Source organism: Bacillus cereus group sp. BfR-BA-01379 (assembly GCF_022663605.1).
GTDB lineage: Bacteria > Bacillota > Bacilli > Bacillales > Bacillaceae_G > Bacillus_A > Bacillus_A mobilis.
Genome location: NZ_JAKUFT010000004.1, coordinates 81,256 through 99,435, shown reverse-complemented (window position 1 = coordinate 99,435; position 18,180 = coordinate 81,256). Strand labels below are relative to the sequence as shown.

Here is an 18,180-nt window from a genome sequence, read left to right as displayed (position 1 = left end):
GAGATGTGTAAAATATTAGCAAAATACGATGTATTTCACATGACTTTGTCGATAGAAAATTAAAGGAATTTGTCTTAAAAGTCAAGAAATTTACACTATAGCTGTTCAGTGAGAGGAAGTGAGCGCATGAAACAGACGAAACAAAAAGTAATTGATGCGGCAATATCGTTGTTTAACACGAAAGGTTATGATGGAACGTCGGTGCGAGACATTGCAAAGCGAGCGGATGTGAATGTAGCGAATATTTCATATTATTTTGCTGGAAAGCAAGGCCTATTAGAGCAGCTTATTACTGATTTTTTAGAAGGGTATATTCATGTGATTGAAACGTCCTTTGAACAGAGAGAGTATTTGTCGGCTAAAGATGTAATGGTGCAAATGGTGCGCGGGATTTTACGATATCAATTTGAAAATAGGGAACTGACACGTTTCTTCTACCGAGAGCTTTCACTGGATACGACATTAATTCGCGAAGTGATGACCATTTATTTTTCCAAAGAAAGATATTATATAGAGCAAATCATAAAGCAAGGACAAATGAAACGAGAGTTTAAGAAGGTATCTTTTACAATGTTTATGACGCAATTAAAAGGCATGATGAATATGCCGTTTTTATATCCGCAATATATATCAGAAGTGTTGCATTCTTTTCCGTCTGAGACATTTTTCATAGAAATGTACACGAAGGAAATTGAACAATGGATGGAACAAACATTATGTATAACGAATATGTATCAGGAATGGCCAAGAGCTGTTCATATGTGAAAAATCCCCACCTAACGAACTGAGGTGGGGATTTTTGTGCTTTCTTTTCTTTGCCATATATTGTTGCATATTAGCGCGATAATTGTTAAAGAGGCTCCGGAAATTTCGATTTTGTCGACTGTATAACCTCGAAAGATGGAACCGATAAGTGCAAGTACAGGAACTAAATTCATAAATAATATGCCGTTAATAGATGAAATATAGCGATTTCCTGTGTTCCAGCAAAATACAGCGATAACACCTGCAATAATCGACATATACAAGAGTTCAAAACGAACGTTCATAATTGTACGTAGTGAAGGTATAGTAATGACGTTTGTGTAAGTTAAAAAAGTGACGATAACGATGAGTGAAATTGAGCCGAATAAACAAGTTAACGTCGTATACCTGAGTGGTGACCAAGATTGAAAACGAGCACCGCCGTTCGTGTAAATGACCCAGCAAGTAACGCCGCATAGCATAAGTATATTTGTTGAGAGGTGACCGGCAGCTCCAAATAATAAGTGAATATTTCCTTTTGAAATGACAAGCATAACACCGAGCAATGCAACGAACATACAAAGGAATGTGTAGTTTTGTGGACGTTTATTTTTTGTTAGCCACTGCAATAATAAAGCGATGAGTGGCATAAGAGACTGGATCATCGAGGCATGGATGGCTCCAGAAGGTCCGGCAAGTTGTTGACCGTAAAAAACGAGAAAACCGTATCCAGCGAAGCCGACCGTTCCGTAAAAGAATAACGAAAGTGTTCTTTTTTCTAAGTGGAGTGAAGTTTTTCCTTCAGTAATGAATAGCAAAATAAGAAAAATGATAGCTGCTGATCCGTACCGGATAGTTGTGAAGAAGAACGGATCGATAAACTGTAGGGCATTTGCCATGACAGGAAACATAAATCCCCAAGCCGTTACGGCAAGTAGGCATAGGAGGGATCCGAGTAGCATTTGTTTTTTGTTCAAGAGTTTCATTCCCCTTTATATTTCGTTATAGTAAGTTGATGAAATAAGTATAAAGAGTAATTGTTTATAGAAGGAAATATCGATTTTTTATGACAGTTATAACTTTTGGTTAGAGGTGTGTACGATGGATTTGGAGGCAGTACGATCGTTTATTGAAGTAAAGAATACGCGAAGTTTATCGAAGGCGAGTAAGCTTTTACATATTTCTCAACCGGCGCTTAGTAAGCAAATTCAAAGATTAGAAGCGGATTTAGAGGTTACTTTACTGAAGCGTTCCGCGCAAGGAGTGGAGTTAACAGCGGCTGGAGAGTTATTTATAACAAGAATGTTACCGATTTTGAAACACATATATGAAGTGAAAGCCGAAATGAAGAAATTTCAGGAGAAGCGGAAAATTTCTATGGGCATATTGCCAAGTTTAGCAGCTCATTACATATCAAAATGTAAAGATGTATTAGGTGACGGGTTCGAAGTAGAATGGAAAATTGAGCATACGAAAGTACTAATGGGACTCTTTAAAGAACGGAAGATTGAAGCGATGTTCGTCGATTCAGTAGTAGAAGGCGCTACGTGTATAAAAGAAATGCGAGAAGAAAAAATTGTTTGTGTCGTTTCAAATGATCACCTTTATAAAGAGAAAACAGTGATCCGAATGGAAGATTTGCAAAATGAAAAGTTAATCGTATATCCAGAAATCTGTGATGTAAGGAAAATGATTACGAATATGTTTCAGGGGATAGGTGCGAAACCAATCATTGCATTTGAAACTTCTTATGCAGAACCGATGCTTGCGATGGTCGGGGCTGGACTTGGTATTACGTTACTTCCAGAAATGTCAGTAAAGCAAGCGGTAAAGCAAGGGAATGTGCATGCGATTTCTATTGAACCACCACTTGCACGCAAAATTTATTTCGTATCCCATATGGAAGAGAACCCGTTATTGCAATCATTTGATGATGGAAGCTAATCGAAACAGAAGATTGAGAAAGATTACAATTGCATTGAAAGAAACATGAAATTTTAAAAAAAACTAGGTCAAAAACAAGCCATTACATGGTATGATTAGTACATTGTTAGTTGTTAAATATAGGGGAATTCCCTTTTTATACATAATGCCTTCCATTTCATAAACGGAACGGACAAAAAAAGAGATATAACTAGGAGGCTTTTTTGCATGGATTCTATCCTGACGATCGTTATCATTGTAGTAAGCTCTATTCTAGTGCTGCTCATGATAGAGCTTGTGATAAGAAATCGTTCATATAAAGATATTGAAGCACTTGAACAGTGGAAACAAGAGATAAAAGATAAACCTGTGGCAGACGAACTAAAACGGGTGAAAGATTTAAACATGACGGGTCAAACAGAAGAACTGTTTGGTAAATGGCGTGAAGAATGGGATGAGATTGTATCAACAACCCTTCCGAAAGCAGACAAAGATTTAGCGCAAGCGCGAAAATTCGCCTCGCAATTCTCCTTCCGAAAAGCAAAGCATGCGATGAATGAATCCATAAGTGGTTTAGATGACGCTGATAATCGTATTACAGACATTTTAAATGAATTACAGCAATTGTTAGAAAGCCATGAAAAAAATAGCTCGGAAATTGAAGAGTTACGTGATACATATCGTAGTATGAAGAAGAGTGTTCTTGCTCATAGACATATGTATGGAGCAGCAGAGCAGAAAATCGAAGAGATGCTAGACGCTGAATCTAATAAATTTAAAAGCTTTGAAGAGGCAACAGATAATGGTGACTATTTAAAAGCGAGAGAAATTGTTATTAGTTTAGAAGAAGGTTTGGCAAGCTTAGAAATCATTATTCACCAAATTCCAGATTTATTGGTAGAGTGTCAAGCGACGTTACCAGTTCAGCTGGAAGATTTATTACACGGACATAATGATATGGTAAGACAAGGTTATGTATTAGAGTATTTGGAAGTCCCTAAAGAAGTTCGTGATATGACGACACAACTACACACATGTTTAATGGATATACAGGAGCTTCATATAACGGAAGCAGCCGAAAAAGTAGAAAACTTAAAAACGCGTTTAGATGGCTTCTATGATCAATTGGAACAAGAAGTACATGCGAGACATTATGTGGAGCAAAAAACACTTTCTGTTTATGAAGACTTAGAAGAAATTCGCGCTGAAACGATTGAAACAAAAGCAGAAACACAACTTGTAAAACAAAGTTATCAGCTACAAGATAAGGACATTGAGTCTCAAAAAGTAATTGAAAAGCAAATGCATATTTTAACGAAACGTTTTGAAATGCTGCAATTACGTGTTGCGGAACAAGATATTGCCTTCTCTATTATTCGTGAGGAACTAGAAGAGGTTTATGAGCAATGTGAAACGTTAAAAGTACTTCATGCAGAATATAAAGAAATGCTGCAAACGATGCGTAAAGAGGAATTTGAAGCGCGTGAGAAGTTGCAAGAAATGCGAAATATCATTTTTGAAACGAAACGTTTTATGCAAAAGTCGAATTTGCCAGGTCTTCCAGAAAGCATTATGGAAGATTTAAAAAGAGGACAAATGGCAATGCAAGCTGTATATGAACAGTTAGAAGTAAAACCGTTAAATATGAACGCTGTAAATAGCAGTTTAGAAGAAGCGTACACAACTGTTAATGGTGTAGCTGAAATGACAGAAGAGTTAATTGGACAAGCGTATTTAGTTGAAAAATTAATTCAATACGGTAATCGTTACCGCAGTCATGATGAGAACCTTGCAGAGAGCTTAAATTATGCGGAGAAATTATTCCGTGAATATCAATACGATGCAGCTTTAGAACAAGCGGCTTCTGTACTAGAGCAACTTGAACCTGGCGTTGTTCAAAAAATAGCTGAATATGTAGACAATGAACAAACCCTTTCATAAGGGTTTGTTTTTTTGTGTAATTTTGGGGACGATGTTGCTATAATGAATAGCGGAATACAGTAAGGTTATTCGTTTTAAGGTAAAGTGAAAGGGGATCCTCACTAGTTATCGGCCTTCACAATCGGGATAAAATGGAACCTTTGAGTAGTCTTAGCGTAATTACACGTATTTGTGATATGATTATATGATGTGATAGCGCTGAAAGGGGAAGAACGATGATCTATTTTGATAATAGTGCGACGACGAAGCCATATCCAGAAGCCCTTCAATCGTACGTAACGGTTGCTGGAAAATATTTTGGAAACCCTTCTTCTATTCATTCGCTTGGAGGAGAGGCAGAGCGTCTATTAACACAATCAAGAACGATTGCAGCGCAGCTTCTTCACGTTAAACCTTCTGAGATTATTTTCACATCAGGTGGAACGGAAGGGAATAACCTTGCGATTAAAGGAATAGCGATGAGGAATCGTTCGCGCGGTAAACATATCATTACAACAAATATTGAACACGCGTCTGTGTTTGAAGCATATAAACAATTAGAAGATCTCGGTTTTGATGTAACATATTTACCGGTTAATGAACATGGTGTTGTATCGGTAGAAGATGTAAATCGGGCCCTTCGTGAAGATACAATTCTTGTGTCAATTATTCACGTGAACAACGAGACTGGAGTAATTCAGCCTGTTGCTGAAATTGGAACGTTATTATCGAATTATCCGAAAATAAGATTCCATGTGGACCATGTGCAAGGGATAGGAAAAGTACCGCTTGATTTATATGCTTCTCATATTGATCTTTGCTCAATATCTGGACATAAATTCCACAGTGTAAAAGGAACGGGTCTTCTTTATGTGCGTGATGGCGTAAGGTTAGATCCAATTTTATCAGGTGGTCAACAAGAGCTTAAGTATCGCTCTGGTACAGAAAATTTACCTGGCATTGTAGCGATGGTGAAAGCACTTCGCATGACAATGGAACAAGTGAAAGAAAAGATAGCTCATTTGCACAATTTACAAACAGAGCTTGTCCGTTTCTTTAAAGAGATGGAAGATGTAACGATCAATACGTCGCTTGCCTATGCAGCACCGCACATTTTAAATGTATCATTTGTTGGTTTAAAACCAGAAGTGGTCGTTCATGCTTTAGAAGAGCACGGTGTATATGTATCGACGAAGTCTGCTTGTTCTTCAAAAGCAAATGAAGTGAGCAGAGTGTTAGTGTCAATGGGAGTACCGCATGCCGCTGCTGCAAGTGCTATTCGCATTAGTTTGGCACCAGAAAACACGATGGAAGAAGTAAAACAATTTGAAGGTATTGTGAAAGAGACGATGCCAAAATTATATGAAGTGATGAGGTAAAGAAATATGATGACATATGAGTATATTTTAGTTCGTTATGGAGAGATGACGACTAAAGGTAAGAACCGTTCTAAATTTGTAAGCACATTAAAAGATAACGTAAAGTTCAAACTGAAAAAGTTCCCAAATATTAAAATCGATGCAACACATGATCGTATGTACATCCAATTAAATGGTGAAGACCATGAAGCAATTTCTGAAAGATTGAAAGATGTATTTGGTATTCATAAGTTTAACTTAGCGATGAAAGTACCATCAGAATTAGAAGATATTAAAAAAGGTGCATTAGCAGCTTTCTTACAAGTAAAAGGCGATGTGAAAACATTTAAAATTACAGTGCACCGTTCTGATAAGCGCTTCCCAATGAAAACGATGGAGTTACTTCCAGAAATCGGTGGGCACATTTTAGAAAATACAGAGGATATCACAGTAGATGTTCATAATCCAGATGTGAATGTACGTATAGAAATTCGCAGTGGTTACAGCTATATTATGTGTGGTGAGCATATGGGAGCTGGCGGTTTACCAGTTGGCGTTGGCGGAAAAGTAATGGTACTTCTTTCTGGTGGTATCGATAGCCCAGTAGCAACGTACTTAACGATGAAACGCGGCGTGTCTGTGGAAGCAGTTCACTTCCATAGCCCACCTTTCACAAGCGAGCGTGCAAAACAAAAAGTAATCGATTTAGCACAAGAGTTAACGAAGTACTGTAAACGTGTAACACTTCACCTTGTTCCATTTACAGACGTGCAAAAAACGATTAATAAAGAAATTCCATCTAGCTATTCAATGACAGTTATGCGCCGTATGATGATGCGTATTACAGAGCGTATCGCAGAAGAGCGTAATGCACTTGCAATCACGACGGGTGAAAGCCTTGGACAAGTAGCAAGCCAAACATTAGATAGTATGCATACAATTAACGAAGTAACAAACTATCCAGTTATTCGTCCACTTATTACGATGGATAAATTAGAAATTATTAAAATCGCTGAAGAAATCGGCACATATGATATTTCAATTCGTCCGTACGAAGATTGCTGTACAGTATTCACACCAGCAAGCCCAGCGACGAAGCCGAAGCGTGAAAAAGCGAATCGTTTTGAAGCAAAATACGATTTCACACCATTAATCGATGAAGCTGTAGCGAACAAAGAAACAATGGTATTACAAACGGTAGAAGTAGTGGCGGAAGAAGAAAAATTCGAAGAACTTTTCTAAAACCATAAATTACCATATCTAAAACATGTATGAAGTCATGTTGTTTATCACACTCTATACTCACAAGGAGGTGATACAACATGGCAAGCAACAATAAATTAGCAGTATCTGGTGCTCAAGCAGCATTAGATCAAATGAAATACGAAATCGCTCAAGAGTTTGGTGTTCAACTTGGAGCTGATGCAACATCTCGCGCTAACGGTTCTGTTGGTGGCGAAATCACTAAACGTCTAGTTTCACTAGCTGAGCAACAATTAGGCGGTTTCCAAAAATAATCCCATATATGATGGCTTAGAAAGAGCGGGTTCTCCCGCTCTTTCTTTTTGTTGTTTGCACCGTTATACATTTATCCCGCTTTAATGGGCAGTAAGACCCCCACCTCAAAATTCAGCGAAAGCAAAGAAGTTAGGTGGGGGATCAACTGCCCATAAAAGTCCGATTGGTGAGGGCTAATAATCAGTGGGGGATGAAGAAAACCCCCACTGATTAAAGTTTCACTTTATTTCGACATAGACATAAAAAATTTGTCAAAAGAAGAGGGTTCAAAATTAACTGAAAATTCTTTATTATATAAGGGAGGCATAGAAATGGAGGAGGATATTGTATGAAGAGAGAAGAATTGTTGGCGCCGCCGTCTTATAATTTAGTTTCTGAAATAGAGAAATATACAGGTGATAAAGAGAAGCTTGCTTTAATTTGGCAAGATGATAAAGGAAATAGACGAGAAGTTACATACACTGAGTTAATGCAAGGTGCGAATAAAATTGGAAACGCTTTTATAAAGAGTGGTCTACAAAAAGGGGACAAGCTTCTTATCATGATGCCGCGTTTAATTGAAGCGTACATGACGTATATCGCTGCAATTAAAGCAGGATTTGTCGTAATTCCAAGTTCGGAAATGTTACGTAAAAAAGATATTGAATATCGAATCGAGCACGGGGAAGTAAAAGGGATTGTAAGTTATGAGCCGTACATTGGCCAGTTTGATGATATAGAAGCGATGGAGTCTCTTCAAAAATTCGTTCTGAGCGAGCAGTCAGTAGATGGATGGATTAATTTAAAAACAGCGTTAGAAACAGAAAGTGACCTGTTAGAAATGGCGAAGACAGATAAAGAAGATATGGTCTTTTTATCTTACACGTCAGGAACGACAGGAAATCCAAAAGGTGTTGTTCATACGCATGCGTGGGCATACGCTCATTTACGTACGAGCGCTCCAAATTGGCTCGGAATTGAAGAGAATGATGTTGTGTGGGCAACAGCTAGTCCAGGCTGGCAAAAATGGATTTGGAGTCCGTTTGTAGCAACTCTCGGATCAGGAGCAACAGGATTTGTATATCACGGTAAGTTTGAACCAAAAACGTATTTAAATTTATTAGGTGAGAATAAGGTGAATGTGCTTTGTTGTACGCCAACTGAGTATAGATTAATGGCAAAAGTAGAAGACTTAAGCCAGTACAATTTAGAAGCGTTACATAGCGCTGTATCGGCAGGTGAGCCGTTAAATAGAGAAGTCATTGAAACATTCCAAAAGCACTTTAATATTACAGTGAGAGACGGCTATGGGCAAACGGAAAATACATTGCTTGTTGGTGTAATGAAAGGGATGGATATTAGACCAGGATCAATGGGAAAACCAACGCCAGGCAACCACGTTGATATTGTAGATGAGGAAGGTATTCCGGTACAGGTAGGAGAAGTTGGTGATATTGCAGTTCACATTGAAACACCAGCCCTCTTTAAACAATATTATAAAGACGATGAGCGCACAGCGATGCAATTCCGCGGTGATTATTATATTACTGGTGATAAAGCGAAGAAAGATGAAGACGGCTATTTCTGGTTTGAAGGGCGCGGTGATGATATTATTATTAGCTCTGGTTATACAATCGGACCGTTTGAAGTAGAAGATGCACTTGTAAAACATCCTTACGTAAGAGAGTGCGCAGTTGTTGCAAGTCCTGATGAAATTCGCGGAAGTGTCGTGAAGGCATTTATCGTATTAAGAGAGAATATAGACAAAAACGAAGAAACATTAATTCCAGCACTCCAACAACACGTCAAAGAACTCACTGCACCATATAAATACCCTCGCAAAATTGAATTTGTAGATGAACTACCAAAAACGATTTCCGGAAAAATTCGCCGTATTGAACTTAGAAAACAAGAGATGGAGATTCCATCAAAATAATTTCGAAAATAGTTGAATGAACTGTAAACCGTATGGTATTATAAAAACGAACATAAGTTCGTTTTTATAAATTAAAAAAAGAGGTGTCCGTATGATTTTAGGTATTAATCCGTACTTAGTTTTAGATGGTAGTGGGCAAGAAGCTGTACAGTTTTATAAAGAGGCGTTAGATGCAAAAGTAGAAGTCATGCAAACATTTGGTGACATGCCTGAAAATCCAGAATATCCGATTCCAGCTGAAGCGAAAGAGCGCGTTTTACATGCTACTTTAAAAGTTGGTAATACGGACCTTATGATTTCTGATACATTCCCAGGTCAAGGGCATGCAATCGGATCTCAAGTAACAATTGCAATTCAAATTAGTGATGCAGAAAAAGCGAAAGAAGTATTCGAAAAGTTACAAGAAGGTGGAGAAGTTATTATGCCACTTCAAGAAACGTTCTGGAGCCCAGCATACGGACAACTAAAAGATAAATTTAGCATTGAATGGCAAATTACAACGTCTACTACTGAGCAAAAGTAATTTTTAGAAAAGCACCATGTTTTGAAATGGTGCTTTTTTTTATACAATAAAAACAAAGGAGATGGGATATATGGGAGAAATTTGGTATGGCGGCACCATTTATACGATGAGAGAAGAGAATGAAAAAGTAGATGCTGTTTATGTTGAAAACGGTATGATCGTTGATGTCGGAAGTAAAGAAGAGTTAGGAGACCGATATGCTACGGTTAAATTGCATGATTTAGAAGGTAAAACGATGATTCCAGGTCTCGTTGATAGTCATATGCATCTTATTGGGCATGGAGAGAGGTTACTCCGTCTAGATTTATCAAACTGCACATCTTATAGCGAAGTGCTGACTCTCGTGCGGAAGCGAGTGGAAGAAGCTCCAAAGGGCTCTTGGGTTATTGGAGAAGGATGGAATGAAAATAACTTTATAGATACGAAAGATGTTCATGTGAAAGATTTAGATGAAATTTCGAAAGAACACCCCATTTTATTAAAGCGTGTTTGTCGTCACGTGACGTGGGTGAATTCATACATACTGCAAGAAGCGAACATAACAGAAGCGACGCAAGACCCGAAAGGCGGAAAAATTGGCCGTGATGCGTCAAATAATTTAACAGGACTTTTATATGAACAAGGGCAAGAGTTAATTAAACATGTTCAGCCAGAAATTGATGAAGCTTATTTACAAAGCGCTTTGCAAACAGCGATTAAAGACTGCTGGCAATATGGTCTGGTTGGTGGGCATACGGAAGATTTAAATTATTACGGTGGTTTTAGAAAAACGCACAATGCGTTTTCTCATGTTACAAAGGAAATGCCATTTAAAGCACATTTACTCGTTCACCATGAAGTAGCGCATGAACGAAAAGAATATGAAAATGAGCATTATATTGAATTTGGGGCGATGAAAATTTTTTCTGATGGTTCTTTTGGCGGAAGAACAGCTTTATTAAGTGAACCGTATGAAGATGCGCAGGAAACAAATGGAGTTGCGATCTTCTCACGCAAAGAGCTTGCGGAGTTAGTGAAAAAAGCACGAGATTTACATATGCCAGTAGCGATTCATACAATCGGTGACTTATCGCTAGAATATGTCATTGATGCACTTGAATTATATCCACCAGCAGAAGGATTACGTGACCGTATTATTCATTGTCAGCTCGCTCGTGAAGAGTTGATTGAGAGAATGAAAAACTTACAAGCCATTATTGATATACAACCAGTTTTTGTTTCATCAGATTTCCCATCAGTCATTGAAAAACTAGGCGAGCATCGTCTTCGTTATGCGTACGCTTGGAAGACGTTATTGGAAGCAGGATTACACTGCAATGGTGGATCTGACGCGCCAATTGAACAAGTGAATCCATTTTTAGGCATATATAGCGCTGTTACACGCAGAAGTTTTATTGACGGTGTATGTTATATGTCAGAAGAGAGATTAACGGTATATGAGGCTGTCTCTTTATTTACAACAGGAAGTGCCTATGCAATCGGAAAAGAAGCGAAGCGAGGACAAATTGCAAAAGGATATGAAGCAGATTTTACGATAGTAGATCGCAATATTTTTGAAATAGAGGCTGAAGAAATAAAAGAAGTACAAGCAGAAATGACCGTAATTGATGGGAAGATTGTGTATAGGAAAGACGTGTGAAATTATATCGAATTACCGACAAAATCTACCAATATTGACCGATAGCGAGAGAAATAAAAAACCGCCGCATTATCATAATGCGGCGGTTTTTTTCATGCTATAAAAACGTTCTCTGTACTTTTTCCCAGAAGGAATTGTTTTTTAATTTAACTGTTTTAATTTGTTTATCGCTTAAGCGTACAACAGCTTTTTCTACTTGTTTAATGCTAAGCGCTTCATTATCCATACCGATAACAGGATAATCGTTACCGTCTGGTCTTAGTTTTAAAGTTAATGTACGTTCGTGATTTAAAATGAACGGTGAACCGAGTGTACGGTAAGTGTTGTTATTTAAAGATGCTAGTTCGCTTACTTGGAAACATGGGATAAGCGGATCAACAACTGCACCATGCAATGATTTGTTGTAAGCTGTACTTCCTGTTGGGGTAGAAACTACTAAACCGTCCCCTCTAAATGTTTCGAAGTATAAATCATCAACGTGAACATCTACAACAAATGTTTTAATAATGCTAGAACGTAATGAGAACTCATTTAAACAATAGAAAGATGTACCGTGATCTACATCTACCTGAATTGTTGGATATTTGCGCACTTCAATTTCGTTTTTTGTAATTTCTTGAAGGGCTGTATCGATGTGATCAATGTGGAAATCACAGTAGAACGAAATTTCATCTTTCGTAGAAATCCCTGCGTATAAGCAATCTTCTCTAAAACCAGTTTTACGAACGGCTTGTAAGAAGGTTGCATCATCTCCAACACTGACGATAGCGTTTGCATTTTTTGGATGATCTAATATGGTAAATCCATTCTCTTCTAAAATACGATAGATTGGGTTCATTTTTTCAACGAGCGTTGCTTTGTCATCACCATAAAAGAAAAATAAATTGCGACGATCTGCCATTATGTATCCCTCCACTGCAGTTAAATTTTCTGTTTTTCGTGCTACATATCATTAGAGTCCGTTCTCGATGATATGTTCAAATAATATATTTCGATATAAAATGTCAAAATCCCTTTTTATTTTTAGAAAAATTTTTATATTCAATCTTATGGAATTCTGTTTAATGATGAATAAACTTGTCGATAATGGGTACGGAGTGAAAGGATGATACGTATGCAGTGGTTCGTAATTGGAATAATAATTCTTCTCCTTTTTATTTTGCTTATACTATTGTCGAAAATAAAGCTTAAAGTGACATTTTTATATTCAGAAATGGAAAAGCAATGTTTGTTTCAAGTGAAAATATGGATGATTCGATATACATTCGATGTACTGGAAAGAATTGAAAAGCAACAGAAGAAGACAGGACAAAAGATCGAGAAAGCTGAAGAGGACGGCGGATTAGATAATAAAATTATAGCGCAACTTGATAGTATGGGGGAGCTGATAAAAAAGCTGCAAGAAGTTCATACTATTGTTAAAGATTTTCTCAAACGAGTGAAAATCAATGGTTGGAGATGGCATACGCAAATTGGTGCAGGTGATGCAGCTAGTACTGGAATTGTCACTGGATATGCATGGGGGACAAAAGGAATGGCTGCTGGAGTTGTAGGACAATATATGCATATTGTCGATGTACCTGAATTTGAAATTACGCCTGTTTTTCAAGGGAAAGGATTTGCGTCAAGATGTGAGTTAACAGCATCCTTTCGTATATTCCGTACTGTAAAAACAGCGGTGAAATTGCTCATGTTTATGAGAAAGCAAAAATCTGGTGTGACAGAAAAATCTGTTCAAGCATAGGGGGGATATAGAATGGACCATCCAATTCAAGGTTTAATGACAACCGCAATGCAGCATTTAAAACAAATGACTGATGTAAATACAATTGTTGGTGATCCGATTAAAGCGGCAGATGGAAGTGTAATTCTTACCGTTTCGAAAGTTAGTTTCGGCTTTGCCGCTGGTGGAAGTGAATTTGGTAAAGAACAAGCAGGCCGTCATCCATTTGGTGGGGGAAGTGGAGGAGGAGTTTCTATTAATCCTGTTGCTTTTCTTGTTATAAATGGAGACGGTGTAAAAGTATTGCATTTAGATAAGCAAACACACGTCATCGATAAAATAATTGAATTAGCGCCACAAGCTGTTGATAAAGTGAAGGAAATGATGGATAAACGAAAAGAAGACGATCCTGAATTTCAAATTTAACAAATAAAGAAGCTGATCAATGGATTGGCTTCTTTAATTTTTTTGTAAATAAAGCGATTTTATTTGCATTATCGATAGGGACAAACTATCATTTACATTGTACATATTTTGTTTAAATAAGGGAGGATTTTCAAGTGGCAAACGTAACTTTTAAAGGTAATCCAATGACTTTAGTTGGAACAGAAGTTAAAGTTGGCGATCAAGCGCCAAACTTCCAAGTATTAGCAAACGACTTATCTCCAGTAAGTTTAGAAACATACAAAGGCGAAGTAAAATTAATTAGTGTTGTACCTTCAATCGACACAGGTGTGTGTGATGCACAAACACGTCGTTTTAACCAAGATGCAGCAGGTATTGAAAACGCGAAAGTATTAACAATTAGCGCTGACTTACCATTCGCTCAAAAACGCTGGTGTGCAGCAAACGGTTTAGAAAATGTTGTAACACTTTCTGACCACCGTGACCTTTCATTCGGTGAAGCTTACGGCTTAGTAATGAAAGAGCTTCGTTTACTTGCTCGTGCAGTATTCGTAGTAGATAGCAACGACAAAGTAGTTTACGCAGAGTACGTAAGCGAAGGTACAAGCCATCCAAACTATGAAGCAGCATTAGAAGCAGCTAAATCTGCAAAATAATGTGAAGGAAATGACCTCTTATAAAGAGGTCGTTTTTTCTCATATATTGCTGCATAACGGTACCAATATATGAGAAAAAACGTTATATCGCATATAACTGAAAGGGGAGCTCTTTGCAGGAGGTCGCTTTTTCTTTTTGGAAAAAAACACTTTGTGGTATGATATAAGTTATGTGTAAAAGAGAGAAGGAGGAATGTACGTGAGTCAGACAGTAGAAACATTATTTTCTATTTTTGATTCTTCTGCGGTAGTTTTACGTAAAGAATTAGATGTAACATATTTAGAGGCGCTTGTAGAAACAGGTGATAACTTGTTTGAAGGAGCAATTTTACAAGAGGAATTATCTGAGTCAGCAATTGAAAGGCTGAATCGTGAATATAGTACGTTTAATGAAGAAACATATAAAGGTGAAGAAATTCGTAAAGCATTTCAGTTAGCCATTTTAAAAGGAATGAAAGAAGGCGTACAAGCGAATCACGAAATGACGCCTGATGCAGTTGGCATGTTCATGAGCTACTTATTCCATAAATTTATGCAAGGTCAAAACGAAATTACTGTGTTAGACCCTGCGATTGGAACAGGTAACTTAATGACTACAGTGTTTAATAGCGCCAAAGAAGGACTAGCAATGAGTGGATTTGGTGTAGAAGTGGATGAAGTGCTAATTAAACTTGCTTTAGTAAATGCGAATTTACAAAAGCATGCAATCGAATTCTTCCATCAAGATGGACTAGCGCCACTTTATATCGATCCGGTTGATGCAGTCGTTTCAGACTTACCGATTGGTTACTATCCAAATGAAATCGGTGCAAGTGAATATAAGTTAAAAGCAGATGAAGGAATGTCGTATGCACATCACCTATTTATTGAACAAAGTGTGAAACATACGAAAGAAGGCGGGTACTTATTCTTCCTAGTGCCAAACTTCATCTTTGAAAGTGATCAAGCACCAAAATTACATGCATTTATTAAAGAAACATGTTTTATTCAGGGGTTATTACAGCTACCTGTTTCCATGTTTAAAAACGAGAAAAATGCAAAAAGTATATTTGTTCTTCAAAAGAAAGGCCCTAGTGTAACGATGCCAAAACAGGCGTTATTAGTGGAGTTACCTAAATTCTCCAACATGAAGGCGATGGAGAACATTATGGATCAGTTAAATACTTGGTTTGCAACGCATAAATAAGGCTAGGTATATGTAACAGGGTAAGTAATTCATGTAGTACAGTTTTATATGATATGTCATATTTTTAAATATATACTAGATTTAACTGAATTTTTTTGAAATCTGTAATATATATTTTTTCTTGGTGTTACAATTTTTTCACTTGAAATATATGTCGGACGATGTTTAAATTAAAATCGTGAGTATAAAATTTGCTAATGATGAAACGTTTTCATATGAAGTGAATTTAATTAGATAAAATCGAGCGGTTTGTGGAAACATCCACACAACTACCAAGAGAAAAAGGGGCGAAAGACTAGATGTCAAAAATCATCGCGATTAACGCAGGAAGCTCTTCCTTAAAATTCCAATTATTTGAAATGCCAAGTGAAACAGTATTAACAAAAGGTTTAGTAGAACGTATCGGTTTAGAAGATAGTATCTTCACTATTACTGTAGATGGCGAAAAACAAAAAGAAATTACAAACATTCCAGATCACGCAGTAGCAGTTAATATGCTTCTTAAAAAATTAACTGAAAACGGAATCGTTAAGTCTCTAGATGAGATTGGCGGTATCGGTCACCGTGTTGTTCACGGCGGCGAAAAATTTGCTGATTCTGTTTTAATTACTGATGAAGTATTAGCTGATATCGAAGAATTAAGCGATTTAGCACCACTTCATAACCCAGCAAACCTTGTTGGTATTAAAGCATTCCAAGAAGTATTACCAAACGTACCAGCAGTAGCAGTATTCGATACAGCATTCCACCAAACAATGCCGGAATCTGCATTCCTATACAGCTTACCATATGAGTACTATGAAAAATTCGGCATCCGTAAATACGGTTTCCACGGAACTTCTCATAAATACGTAACTGAGCGTGCGGCTGAATTATTAGGTCGTCCACTTGAAAGCTTAAGCTTACTTTCTTGTCACTTAGGTAACGGTGCAAGTATCGCAGCAGTAGAAGGCGGTAAATCTATCGATACTTCTATGGGCTTCACTCCACTTGCTGGTGTAACAATGGGTACACGTTCTGGTAACCTTGACCCTGCGTTAATTCCATACATCATGGAAAAAACAGGCCAAACAGTAGAAGAAGTAGTTAACGTATTAAACAAGAAGAGTGGTATGCTAGGTCTTACTGGGTACTCTAGTGACCTACGTGACATCATTGCGAAAGAAGAAGAAGGCGACCACCGTGCGAAAGTAGCACTTGATGTATTCGTAAGCCGTATCCACAAATACATCGGTTCTTACACTGCTCGTATGAAAGGTGTAGACGCAATCATCTTTACAGCTGGTGTAGGTGAAAACAGTGCAATTATTCGTGAGCGCGTATTAGAAGGCCTTGAGTACATGGGCGTATACTTCGACGTAAAACGTAATAACGTATTTGGTGAAGAAGCATTCATCAGCTTCCCACACTCTCCAGTAAAAATTATCGTAATTCCAACTGACGAAGAAGTTATGATCGCTCGTGACGTACTACGTCTTGGAGATATTGGTTAATATACTATATAAAAAAAGACGAGATCCTATAGGGTTTCGTCTTTTTTCTTTTGGATATAGTTTAAAATTCCATCTGGATATAGTACTTTTTCCTTCTGAATGAAAGCTGTAATGGGCATCCATTTCGCATACGATACTGTTTGCTCATCTTGTATATTCATTATTTCCATTTCATATAGTGATGTGCCTAGTAAACGTAAAGAATATAGCTGAATGATTTCATGACCAATTTCTCCATCAAGATGAAAGATGTTTTCTAAGCATCCTAAATAATGGGTGATTTCCACTTCTGTATGAAGTTCCTCTTTAAATTCACGAATAACGGTATGTGCTGATTTTTCACCAAGTTCAATTGAACCACCAAGAGGTCGGTAAAATGTTTCATCGCCTGTATGATATTCTTGTACGAGAAGGCGACCTTGATGTGTAGCAAGACCAAAAGCTTTTGCACGTGGATACATATACAATCACTCCTTATTTATTTTGTATAAGGATGATTATAATCTGTTTTGTAATAAAAGGTGTCGTGTATTTAAGCCTGTGTTCTAATCGTGATCCCATTAAATAAGTCATTCCAAAATGCTTCATTATACTGAAATACATCCATAATAGGGCATTTTATAGCGCAAATATTTTGTAATCCCCAATCTTCTTCTACAACAGTTGGTACATCTTCAGGAATGAGTAATAGGACAGAGAATGTATGTTTAACTATTTGAGATAAAATGTGTTCCAAGGAACGAGCTTCTTCGTATGTTCCTCCAGTTCGAATAAACAATATGGATTCTTCCGTTTCAATTGTAGTTAGAAAACGATGAATTCGATGCTCATAGTTTAACTTAATTTCTGTATAAGAAGGCCAAGAAGTTGGTGTGTTTACATCTGTTTTAAAATCATGGCAGGAGTCGATTTCATATAGGTTATCACGGAGCCTTAATTTCGCATCATCATCCCAAAATGAGATGAAGGATAAGTTTTCGAACTGTAAAAAACGGTCAAATCGATTTTGTAATAATACATTCACTTTTTCTAATGAAGGGCTTAGCATAAAATCGATAACACCAAAAAATGGTGATAATTTGAATTGATATAAAGCCCAAGCAGGCCAGCAATTTTGTCCTAAGCTGAATACTGCATTATATTCTTTTTTTATATTGGATAGATTCATGTGGTTCAT

Annotated in this window: 18 protein-coding genes; 14 read left to right on the top strand and 4 right to left on the bottom strand. The window is 37.3% G+C overall.

The window, feature by feature from the left end; all coding sequences use genetic code 11:
* Positions 1–126 precede the first annotated feature (126 nt).
* Entirely contained in the window at positions 127–765 is a 639-nt protein-coding gene (refZ, locus tag MR113_RS02945; protein WP_061679867.1) for a forespore capture DNA-binding protein RefZ, read from the top strand.
* 11 nt (positions 766–776) lie between these two features.
* On the opposite strand, the gene MR113_RS02940 is transcribed toward refZ, so the two are convergent.
* A complete protein-coding gene (locus tag MR113_RS02940) occupies positions 777–1,721 on the bottom strand; it encodes a DMT family transporter (RefSeq protein WP_242250897.1) in 945 nt (314 codons plus the stop codon).
* Positions 1,722–1,845: 124 nt separating this feature from the next.
* On the opposite strand from MR113_RS02940, the gene MR113_RS02935 reads away from it, so the two are divergent.
* The 8 genes from MR113_RS02935 to MR113_RS02900 all read left to right on the top strand — a co-directional run bounded on the left by MR113_RS02935 (position 1,846) and on the right by MR113_RS02900 (position 11,540).
* Entirely contained in the window at positions 1,846–2,688 is an 843-nt protein-coding gene (locus tag MR113_RS02935) for a LysR family transcriptional regulator (RefSeq protein ID WP_242250896.1), read from the top strand.
* A 207-nt stretch (positions 2,689–2,895) separates the two neighbouring features.
* Positions 2,896–4,608 carry a septation ring formation regulator EzrA gene (gene ezrA / locus MR113_RS02930; protein ID WP_242250895.1) on the top strand — a complete coding sequence of 571 codons (1,713 nt, stop codon included), beginning with the start codon at positions 2,896–2,898 and terminating at the stop codon, positions 4,606–4,608.
* A 215-nt stretch (positions 4,609–4,823) separates the two neighbouring features.
* Positions 4,824–5,966 (top strand): cysteine desulfurase family protein, encoded by a 1,143-nt coding sequence (locus MR113_RS02925; RefSeq protein WP_242250894.1) that lies wholly within the window; start codon positions 4,824–4,826, stop codon positions 5,964–5,966.
* A gap of 6 nt (positions 5,967–5,972) precedes the next feature.
* Positions 5,973–7,187 (top strand): tRNA uracil 4-sulfurtransferase ThiI, encoded by a 1,215-nt coding sequence (gene thiI, locus MR113_RS02920; RefSeq protein ID WP_242250893.1) that lies wholly within the window; start codon positions 5,973–5,975, stop codon positions 7,185–7,187.
* Between the two features lie 80 nt (positions 7,188–7,267).
* Complete coding sequence (locus MR113_RS02915; RefSeq protein ID WP_000157912.1) at positions 7,268–7,462, top strand: alpha/beta-type small acid-soluble spore protein; 195 nt, start codon at positions 7,268–7,270, stop codon at positions 7,460–7,462.
* A 329-nt stretch (positions 7,463–7,791) separates the two neighbouring features.
* Positions 7,792–9,378, top strand: a complete 1,587-nt coding sequence (gene mbcS, locus MR113_RS02910) for an acyl-CoA synthetase MbcS (RefSeq protein ID WP_242250892.1) — start codon at positions 7,792–7,794, stop codon at positions 9,376–9,378.
* Between the two features lie 91 nt (positions 9,379–9,469).
* Entirely contained in the window at positions 9,470–9,901 is a 432-nt protein-coding gene (locus MR113_RS02905; protein WP_088097996.1) for a VOC family protein, read from the top strand.
* A gap of 70 nt (positions 9,902–9,971) precedes the next feature.
* Positions 9,972–11,540 carry an amidohydrolase gene (locus tag MR113_RS02900; protein WP_242250891.1) on the top strand — a complete coding sequence of 523 codons (1,569 nt, stop codon included), beginning with the start codon at positions 9,972–9,974 and terminating at the stop codon, positions 11,538–11,540.
* 97 nt (positions 11,541–11,637) lie between these two features.
* Here MR113_RS02900 and MR113_RS02895 read toward each other — a convergent pair whose 3' ends face one another.
* A complete protein-coding gene (locus MR113_RS02895; protein WP_071724291.1) occupies positions 11,638–12,441 on the bottom strand; it encodes an NAD kinase in 804 nt (267 codons plus the stop codon).
* Between the two features lie 204 nt (positions 12,442–12,645).
* Between MR113_RS02895 and MR113_RS02890 the strand changes: the two genes are divergently transcribed.
* From MR113_RS02890 to ackA, 5 genes are all read left to right on the top strand, one after another.
* The gene (locus MR113_RS02890) at positions 12,646–13,284 is read left to right on the top strand and encodes a DUF2953 domain-containing protein (protein ID WP_063260709.1); all 639 of its coding nucleotides are present in this window, start codon (positions 12,646–12,648) and stop codon (positions 13,282–13,284) included.
* A 12-nt stretch (positions 13,285–13,296) separates the two neighbouring features.
* Complete coding sequence (gene ytfJ, locus MR113_RS02885; RefSeq protein WP_063260710.1) at positions 13,297–13,689, top strand: GerW family sporulation protein; 393 nt, start codon at positions 13,297–13,299, stop codon at positions 13,687–13,689.
* 134 nt (positions 13,690–13,823) lie between these two features.
* Entirely contained in the window at positions 13,824–14,324 is a 501-nt protein-coding gene (tpx, locus tag MR113_RS02880) for a thiol peroxidase (protein WP_000024525.1), read from the top strand.
* Positions 14,325–14,523: 199 nt separating this feature from the next.
* Complete coding sequence (locus MR113_RS02875; RefSeq protein ID WP_000084362.1) at positions 14,524–15,510, top strand: class I SAM-dependent methyltransferase; 987 nt, start codon at positions 14,524–14,526, stop codon at positions 15,508–15,510.
* A 299-nt stretch (positions 15,511–15,809) separates the two neighbouring features.
* Positions 15,810–17,003 carry an acetate kinase gene (gene ackA / locus MR113_RS02870; protein ID WP_000034572.1) on the top strand — a complete coding sequence of 398 codons (1,194 nt, stop codon included), beginning with the start codon at positions 15,810–15,812 and terminating at the stop codon, positions 17,001–17,003.
* 26 nt (positions 17,004–17,029) lie between these two features.
* Here the strand turns inward: ackA and MR113_RS02865 are convergent, their stop codons facing one another.
* Complete coding sequence (locus MR113_RS02865) at positions 17,030–17,464, bottom strand: NUDIX hydrolase (RefSeq protein ID WP_242250890.1); 435 nt, start codon at positions 17,462–17,464, stop codon at positions 17,030–17,032.
* A 71-nt stretch (positions 17,465–17,535) separates the two neighbouring features.
* Positions 17,536–18,171 (bottom strand): DUF1796 family putative cysteine peptidase, encoded by a 636-nt coding sequence (locus tag MR113_RS02860; protein WP_242250889.1) that lies wholly within the window; start codon positions 18,169–18,171, stop codon positions 17,536–17,538.
* Positions 18,172–18,180 lie beyond the last annotated feature (9 nt).

What these genes read in the sequence shown, in the direction of transcription:
- refZ (WP_061679867.1), top strand. Translation starts at nt 127, where the DNA reads ATGAAACAGACGAAACAAAAAGTAATTGATGCGGCAATATCGTTGTTT.
- MR113_RS02935 (WP_242250896.1), top strand. Translation starts at nt 1,846, where the DNA reads ATGGATTTGGAGGCAGTACGATCGTTTATTGAAGTAAAGAATACGCGA.
- ezrA (WP_242250895.1), top strand. Translation starts at nt 2,896, where the DNA reads ATGGATTCTATCCTGACGATCGTTATCATTGTAGTAAGCTCTATTCTA.
- MR113_RS02925 (WP_242250894.1), top strand. Translation starts at nt 4,824, where the DNA reads ATGATCTATTTTGATAATAGTGCGACGACGAAGCCATATCCAGAAGCC.
- thiI (WP_242250893.1), top strand. Translation starts at nt 5,973, where the DNA reads ATGATGACATATGAGTATATTTTAGTTCGTTATGGAGAGATGACGACT.
- MR113_RS02915 (WP_000157912.1), top strand. Translation starts at nt 7,268, where the DNA reads ATGGCAAGCAACAATAAATTAGCAGTATCTGGTGCTCAAGCAGCATTA.
- mbcS (WP_242250892.1), top strand. Translation starts at nt 7,792, where the DNA reads ATGAAGAGAGAAGAATTGTTGGCGCCGCCGTCTTATAATTTAGTTTCT.
- MR113_RS02905 (WP_088097996.1), top strand. Translation starts at nt 9,470, where the DNA reads ATGATTTTAGGTATTAATCCGTACTTAGTTTTAGATGGTAGTGGGCAA.
- MR113_RS02900 (WP_242250891.1), top strand. Translation starts at nt 9,972, where the DNA reads ATGGGAGAAATTTGGTATGGCGGCACCATTTATACGATGAGAGAAGAG.
- MR113_RS02895 (WP_071724291.1), bottom strand. Translation starts at nt 12,441, where the DNA reads ATGGCAGATCGTCGCAATTTATTTTTCTTTTATGGTGATGACAAAGCA.
- MR113_RS02890 (WP_063260709.1), top strand. Translation starts at nt 12,646, where the DNA reads ATGATACGTATGCAGTGGTTCGTAATTGGAATAATAATTCTTCTCCTT.
- ytfJ (WP_063260710.1), top strand. Translation starts at nt 13,297, where the DNA reads ATGGACCATCCAATTCAAGGTTTAATGACAACCGCAATGCAGCATTTA.
- ackA (WP_000034572.1), top strand. Translation starts at nt 15,810, where the DNA reads ATGTCAAAAATCATCGCGATTAACGCAGGAAGCTCTTCCTTAAAATTC.
- MR113_RS02865 (WP_242250890.1), bottom strand. Translation starts at nt 17,464, where the DNA reads ATGTATCCACGTGCAAAAGCTTTTGGTCTTGCTACACATCAAGGTCGC.
- MR113_RS02860 (WP_242250889.1), bottom strand. Translation starts at nt 18,171, where the DNA reads ATGAATCTATCCAATATAAAAAAAGAATATAATGCAGTATTCAGCTTA.